This is a genomic window from Gemmobacter serpentinus (genome assembly GCF_008973825.1).
In the GTDB taxonomy this organism is placed as follows: Bacteria; Pseudomonadota; Alphaproteobacteria; order Rhodobacterales; family Rhodobacteraceae; genus Gemmobacter; species Gemmobacter serpentinus.
Genome location: NZ_WCHR01000001.1, coordinates 1 through 6,115, shown reverse-complemented (window position 1 = coordinate 6,115; position 6,115 = coordinate 1). Strand labels below are relative to the sequence as shown.

General features: G+C 64.8%; 5 protein-coding genes. 2 read left to right on the top strand and 3 right to left on the bottom strand.

Features of this window, described 5'->3' with window-relative positions:
- Nucleotides 1–123 precede the first annotated feature (123 nt).
- On the bottom strand, nucleotides 124–1,224 hold the full coding sequence (locus GBJ34_RS00025) for an anhydro-N-acetylmuramic acid kinase (protein ID WP_151717205.1): 1,101 nt from the start codon (nucleotides 1,222–1,224) through the stop codon (nucleotides 124–126).
- Nucleotides 1,225–1,300: 76 nt separating this feature from the next.
- Between GBJ34_RS00025 and tyrS the strand changes: the two genes are divergently transcribed.
- Complete coding sequence (gene tyrS / locus GBJ34_RS00020) at nucleotides 1,301–2,551, top strand: tyrosine--tRNA ligase (RefSeq protein ID WP_151717204.1); 1,251 nt, start codon at nucleotides 1,301–1,303, stop codon at nucleotides 2,549–2,551.
- 136 nt (nucleotides 2,552–2,687) lie between these two features.
- Here tyrS and rarD read toward each other — a convergent pair whose 3' ends face one another.
- Nucleotides 2,688–3,581: an EamA family transporter RarD gene (rarD, locus tag GBJ34_RS00015; protein ID WP_151717203.1), complete on the bottom strand. Its 894-nt coding sequence runs from the start codon at nucleotides 3,579–3,581 to the stop codon at nucleotides 2,688–2,690.
- 341 nt (nucleotides 3,582–3,922) lie between these two features.
- On the opposite strand from rarD, the gene GBJ34_RS00010 reads away from it, so the two are divergent.
- Nucleotides 3,923–5,092 carry an HPP family protein gene (locus tag GBJ34_RS00010; protein ID WP_151717202.1) on the top strand — a complete coding sequence of 390 codons (1,170 nt, stop codon included), beginning with the start codon at nucleotides 3,923–3,925 and terminating at the stop codon, nucleotides 5,090–5,092.
- Nucleotides 5,093–5,469: 377 nt separating this feature from the next.
- Here GBJ34_RS00010 and GBJ34_RS00005 read toward each other — a convergent pair whose 3' ends face one another.
- Nucleotides 5,470–5,721, bottom strand: coding sequence for a hypothetical protein (locus GBJ34_RS00005; protein ID WP_151717201.1), 252 nt, complete (start codon nucleotides 5,719–5,721; stop codon nucleotides 5,470–5,472).
- Nucleotides 5,722–6,115: the final 394 nt, after the last annotated feature.

Sequence of the window (6,115 nt, the reverse complement as noted above, 5' to 3'; positions counted from 1 at the left end):
GCGTCTCAGCGTCTCAGCGTCTCAGCGTCTCAGCGTCTCAGCGTCTCAGCGTCTCAGCGTCTCAGCGTCTCAGCGTCTCAGCGTCTCAGCGTCTCAACGGCAAGGCGGGCCGCGTTGCAGGCGTCATGCGCCGGGGCGGCTGATCTGCCCGCCGCCGACCTGTGCCATGACGCCGGTTGTGCCGGGGCCCGAGGTCGGCAGGCCGCGCGCCACCCGCACCGCCAGATAGGCGAAGGCCTGCGCCTCCAGCATGTCACCATTCAGCCCCACGGCCTCGACCGGCTCCACCGGACAGGGCATCAACTCTGCCAGATGGGCCATCAGCGTGACATTGTGCCGACCGCCGCCACCGACCAGAAGGCGGCTGACCGGACGGGGGAAATGGTCAGCGCCGCGCGCCACGGCCTCGGCCGCCGCGCGGGTCAGGGTCGCGCAGGCATCGGCATCGGGCAGATCGGCCACCGCCGCCAAAAGATCATGGAAATCGTTGCGATCCAGCGATTTGGGCGGGATCTTCAGAAACCAGCCCTGCGCCAGAAAGCCTTGCAGAACTTGCGTGTTCCACTGACCGCTGGCAGCCAGTGCGCCGCTTGCATCCTGGTCCAGCCCGCGCCGGGCCTGCATCAGATCGTTGATCGGGGCATTGGCCGGGCCAGTGTCAAAGGCCAGCACCGCGCCCTCGGCCTCCGGCCCCGGCAGGGTCGGGTCGATCCATGTGATATTGCCGACGCCGCCAAGGTTCAGAAAGGCCAGCGGCTCGGTCGCGCCGATATGCCTGGCCAGGGCAAAATGGAAATAGGGCGCAAGCGGCGCGCCCTGTCCGCCAAGCGCCACATCGGCGCTGCGGAAATCCCAGACCACCGGCACCCCCAGCACCTCGGCCAGCACGCTGCCGTCGCCCGCCTGATGCGTGCCGCGCCCGCGCGGATCATGGGCCAGCGTCTGGCCGTGAAAGCCGATCAGCGCCGCCGATCCGAACTGGCTCAGCAATTCGGCATGTGCGGTCTCCACAACCTCGGCTGCCGGATCGACCTCGGGTGCGCCGGGCCAAAGCCCAAGCGCCGCGCGCAGGATCGCGCGTTCGTCCGCGTCATAGGGGCGATAGCCGGTTTCGCCGAAATCGACGATCCGTTCGCCATCGGTCAGCACAAGCGCCGCATCCACCCCGTCCAGCGAGGTGCCCGACATTGCCCCCAAAGCCCAGACCGGCCCGGCTTTCAACATGATACCCCCAAAGCACTTTCGCTTCTGCCCTCGCCCCGTTATACGGACGGTTGCGTCATAAATGCACGAGAGAGACATGACCTACCACCCGAAATCCGACTTCATGCGCGTGATGTTCGAGCGCGGCTATGTGGCCGACTGCACCGATTATCAGGCGCTGGATGACGCTTTGGTCAAAGGCGTGGTACCTGCCTATATCGGCTATGATGCGACGGCAGCCTCGCTCCATGTCGGGCATTTGCTCAACATCATGATGTTGCGCTGGCTGCAAAAGACCGGGCACAAGCCGATCACCCTGATGGGCGGTGGCACCACCAAGGTGGGTGACCCGTCTTTCCGCAGCGAGGAACGGCCGCTGCTGACGCCCGAGAAGATCAACGAGAATATCGCGGGGATGCAGCGGGTCTTTGCCCGCTACCTTGATTACTCGGATGCGCCTGCAGGCGCGATCATGCTGAACAATGCCGAATGGCTGGACAATCTGAACTACCTGGAATTCCTGCGCGATATCGGACGGCATTTCAGCGTCAACCGGATGCTGTCCTTTGAATCGGTGAAATCGCGGCTGGATCGGGAACAGAGCCTGTCCTTCCTCGAATTCAACTACATGATCCTGCAGGCCTATGACTTTCTGGAGATCCATCGCCGTTATGGCTGTCTGTTGCAGATGGGCGGCAGCGATCAATGGGGCAACATCGTCAACGGGATCGACCTGACCCGCCGGGTGATCGACCAGCAAATCTTCGGTCTGACCTCGGAATTGCTGACCACCTCGGACGGCAAGAAGATGGGCAAATCGGCCTCGGGCGCGGTCTGGCTTAGCGGTGATCTGCTCAGCCCCTATGAGTTCTGGCAGTTCTGGCGCAACACCACCGACGCCGATGTCGGGCGCTTCCTGAAGTTCTACACCGAATTGCCGGTGGAGGAATGCGACCGTCTGGGCGCGCTGGCCGGATCCGAGATCAACGGCGCGAAGATCATCCTTGCCAATGCAGTGACGACGCTGCTGCACGGGGCAGAGGCCGCCGCCGCAGCAGAGGCCACCGCGCGCGAAGTGTTCGAGAAGGGCGGGATCGGGGCTGATCTGCCGACCGTCACCCTGTCGGTTGCCGATGTGGCCGAGGGCATCACGGCAGCGCAGCTTTTCGTGCGCACCGGCCTTGCCCCGTCTGGCAAGGAGGCCAAGCGCCTGATCCTGGAAGGCGGCGCGCGGGTCAACGACGATCCTGTGCTGGATGCGGGTCACAAGTTCCATGCGGCGGATTTCGAGACGCCCCTGAAGCTGACCGCCGGCAAGAAGCGCCACGCGCTGGTGACGCTGGACTGATCCGGGCTGCGACCTGCACAGCCAAAAGGGGCCGCATGGCCCCCTTTTTCATCGCCCCATTTTTTATCGCCGTGCCGTCTGGCGCGTCAGGCCTTTGGGCCTGTTGGGTGAACACGCCTTTGGATTTTGTGATGGCTCACGTCTTGGGGCGGCGGATCATCCCGGCGGTATAGATCACCAATGCGGCCCAGATCAGCGGGAAGGCCACCATCTTGGCCTGGCTGAAGGGCTCGTGGAAGACGAAGACCGCCACCAGAAAGATCAGCGTCGGCGAGACATATTGCAGGATCGCAATGGTCGACAGCCGCAACAGTTTGGCCCCGTTGGCATAAAGGATCAGCGGAATCGCCGTGACCAGCCCGGTGCCTGCGAGCAGCGCCATGTCGCCCCAGCTGCCGTCCAGAAAGGTGATGCCGCCCTGTGCCGTCGCCCAGGCCAGATAGATCAGCGCAAGCGGGCTGAGGATCAGCACCTCCAGCATGAAGCCCTGATTGGGGCCGATGGGGAGCTGTTTCTTGAAGAAGGCATAGGCGGCCCAGCTCATCGTCATGCCAAGCGCCAGCAGCGGAAGCCGCCCGGCTTCCCATGTCAGGACGGCGACAGCGATGGCGGCAAAAGCGATGGCAATGATCTGCAGGCGGTTCAGCGGCTCGCGCAGCACCACCGCGCCCAGCATGATCGAGACCAGCGGGTTGATGTAATAGCCAAGTGCGGCATCCAGCGCATGGCCATGCTGCACCGCCCAGACATAGATGCCCCAGTTCACCCCGACCAGACCCGCGGTCAGCGCGGCCATGGCCAACATGCGCGGGCTGCGCAGGGCGACCTTCAGATCATCGGTGCGGCCCAGCCAGATCAGGATCAGCCCGGCGACCGGCACCGACCACAAGACGCGATGGGCCAGAACCTCCAATGTCGGCACATGGGCCAGTGCCTTCATGTAAAGCGGCAAGAAACCCCAAAGCGTATAGGCACCAAGGGCAAAGGCCAGGCCGCGGGGAGAGTCGGTGGTTTGGTTCGGATTGCTCATGATCCTTGCCTAGAACCTTGGCCGGGCACGGGCCATGATGATCTTGTCACCGGCACAATTTCCGCGATCTGTCTTGATGCGCGGCCAGAACGATCTGTCTGGATGTGCGACCGGGAGGCGTGACCAAAAGCCCAACCCAAACGCGCAACCGGAATGTGCAACCGGACGATGCGTTGGGACGTCGCGGTCTGAAGCCGCGGGGCGGCCCGGTCGCTAAATGGCCGTGTCAGCAGATCCGGCGGCGGGTGGCGCGGCTGCAGGGCGGGCACGGTGTCTGCGCTTGCCCCACCATGGCTGCGGGGGGTATCTCTGCAGCTGCAACGGGCTGCAGGGGCGGGGCCATGATTTCATCGACAAGACGGATCCTGCGCGCGTTCGGCCCTGCGATCCCTGCGGGATCATGGCGCGAATCGTTGCGCGCCGGGGGCGGGGCGTTGCTGGGGATGGGGGCGGCGGCGCTGGTGATCCATCTGGCGCGGCTTGATCCGGGGACCGGGCTCTATCTGATCGCGCCCTTCGGGGCGACCTCTGTCCTGATCTTTGCGGTGCCTGCAAGCCCCCTGGCGCAGCCCTGGTCGGCGGTGATCGGCAATAGCGTCTCGGCGCTGGTGGCGGTGGCGGCCTGCCTTGCATGGCCGAGCTGGGGCGGGCTGGTTCCGCTGGCGGTCGGGCTTGCCATTATCGCGATGATCCTTGCCCGCGCGCTGCATCCGCCGGGCGGGGCGGTCGCGATGACCGTGGCGCTGAACCCCGCGATCGCGCAGGAGGCGGGCTTTTGGTTTGCGCTGCTGCCGGTGGCGCTTGGCACCGCCGCGCTTGTGCTGGTCGCGGTGCTCTATGCCCGGCTGACGGGGCGGCATTACCCGTTCCGCCAGTTCGAGGCCCCGGGCAGTCACGGCACCGCCGATCCCGCCCCGGCAGAGCGGCTGGGGCTGAGCGAGGCCGAACTGACCGATATTCTCGGCCGCTATCGCCAGTCTTTGAACCTTGGGGTCGAGGATCTCGCCCGATTGATCGCGGCGGCCGAAGTGCAGGCGGCGGGCCATCGCACCGGGCCGCTGCTGGCCCGGGATATCATGTCGCGCGATCTGGTGACGGTGGGGCCGCAGACCCCGCTGGATCAGGTGGCCGATCAGTTTCGTCGCCACGGTTTTACCTCGCTGCCAGTGGTGGCCGAGGGGGACCGCTTTCTGGGGGTGATCTTCCAGTTGCAACTGATCCGGGGGGCGCGCGACCATGCCTTCCGCTCAAGGCCGGGCGTCGGGGCGGCTATGGCCGGGCTGATCGGCGGGCGGAGGGTGCCCGATGTGGCGGGCGATGTGATGATGACCGATCTGCCCTGGGTCACGCCGCAAAGTCCGGTATCGAGCCTGCTGCCGCTCCTGGCCGATGGGCCTTGCGATGCAGTGCCAGTGCTGGAGGGCGCGCGCATCACCGGCATTGTCACCCGCACCGATCTGATTGCAGCCCTGGCGCGGCAAAGCCTTGCGCCCGAGCCACCGCAACCTTGACCGCCGGGCGGGCCGGATTGTGGTGCAAAGACCTCATGGCGGGCCAGAGTTCAGATCAGCGCCGACCCTAGCAGGGTCTTGCAAAAGTCGGACGAAGGCCGGGATTGGTGCTCGAAAGCGGTAAGACAGCTCAGGTTCGTCCCCAAAGGGGAGGTTTTCACACTGATTTCCGCCCGTTTCGGGAAGGTTTCCGCCGAGCATCGGCTCTAAAATACTTTTTCAGCAGCCTGCTAGAGTTGGCCCATTTCAAGAGAGGTCGGGCGGGATGAGAGGGGCCGCAGGAAGAACTCGCCACTCAAAAATCACAGGAGGAAGAGGGCCCGCTGCAATGGCGGGCCCGTTGCAAGAGCAAGGCTGACGCCCCTGCAACCTTGATCTCAATGCAGCGCCGCCGCCGCACCCTGACAGATCAGGGTGACGCGGGTGTCATTGCCGCGCATCTCGATTCCGGTCACTTCGACCCGGCGCCGGTCCAGATCGCCACCAAGGATCTCGATCGTGCCGCGTCCGTGAAAGGCACTGTCAAGCAAGGCGCGCAGCGCGTCGCCTTTCAGCACCGCCTCCACCCCACCCGCAATGCGGCGGATGGTGTGCGGCGTGATATGTCTGGCACCGATCACAAGCTGCATTTGGCCTGTCCATTCCCTGCTGTGGCCGCCGATGGGGGCGGGCCTATCTTGCAGGAAAGGCTAGGAAATCAGGGCTCCGGAGTCCCATCGGTTATCCACAGATAGCTGCGGGTTCCTGTGGGTGAAGCATGTATGAGGCGGTCGATAATCGGGCGGCGAGGATTTGGTCGAAGGGCGGCGCGGAACGGGTGATTCCCCGGCCGCTTCTGCGAAGCTGCGCGTTCGCGGCTTGACGCTGCGGGGCTTCTGCGCCCGATGCGCGGTAAAAAAGGGTTTGCATCTTGTCGTGATATGCGGCCCTCACAGCCTCACAGCCTCACAGCCTCACAGCCTCACAGCCTCACAGCCTCACAGCCTCACAGCCTCACAGCCTCACAGCCTCACAGCCTCACAG

Excerpts from the sequence above, each read along its gene's own strand:
- GBJ34_RS00025 (WP_151717205.1), bottom strand. The coding sequence starts at position 1,224 with ATGTTGAAAGCCGGGCCGGTCTGGGCTTTGGGGGCAATGTCGGGCACC.
- tyrS (WP_151717204.1), top strand. The coding sequence starts at position 1,301 with ATGACCTACCACCCGAAATCCGACTTCATGCGCGTGATGTTCGAGCGC.
- rarD (WP_151717203.1), bottom strand. The coding sequence starts at position 3,581 with ATGAGCAATCCGAACCAAACCACCGACTCTCCCCGCGGCCTGGCCTTT.
- GBJ34_RS00010 (WP_151717202.1), top strand. The coding sequence starts at position 3,923 with ATGATTTCATCGACAAGACGGATCCTGCGCGCGTTCGGCCCTGCGATC.
- GBJ34_RS00005 (WP_151717201.1), bottom strand. The coding sequence starts at position 5,721 with ATGCAGCTTGTGATCGGTGCCAGACATATCACGCCGCACACCATCCGC.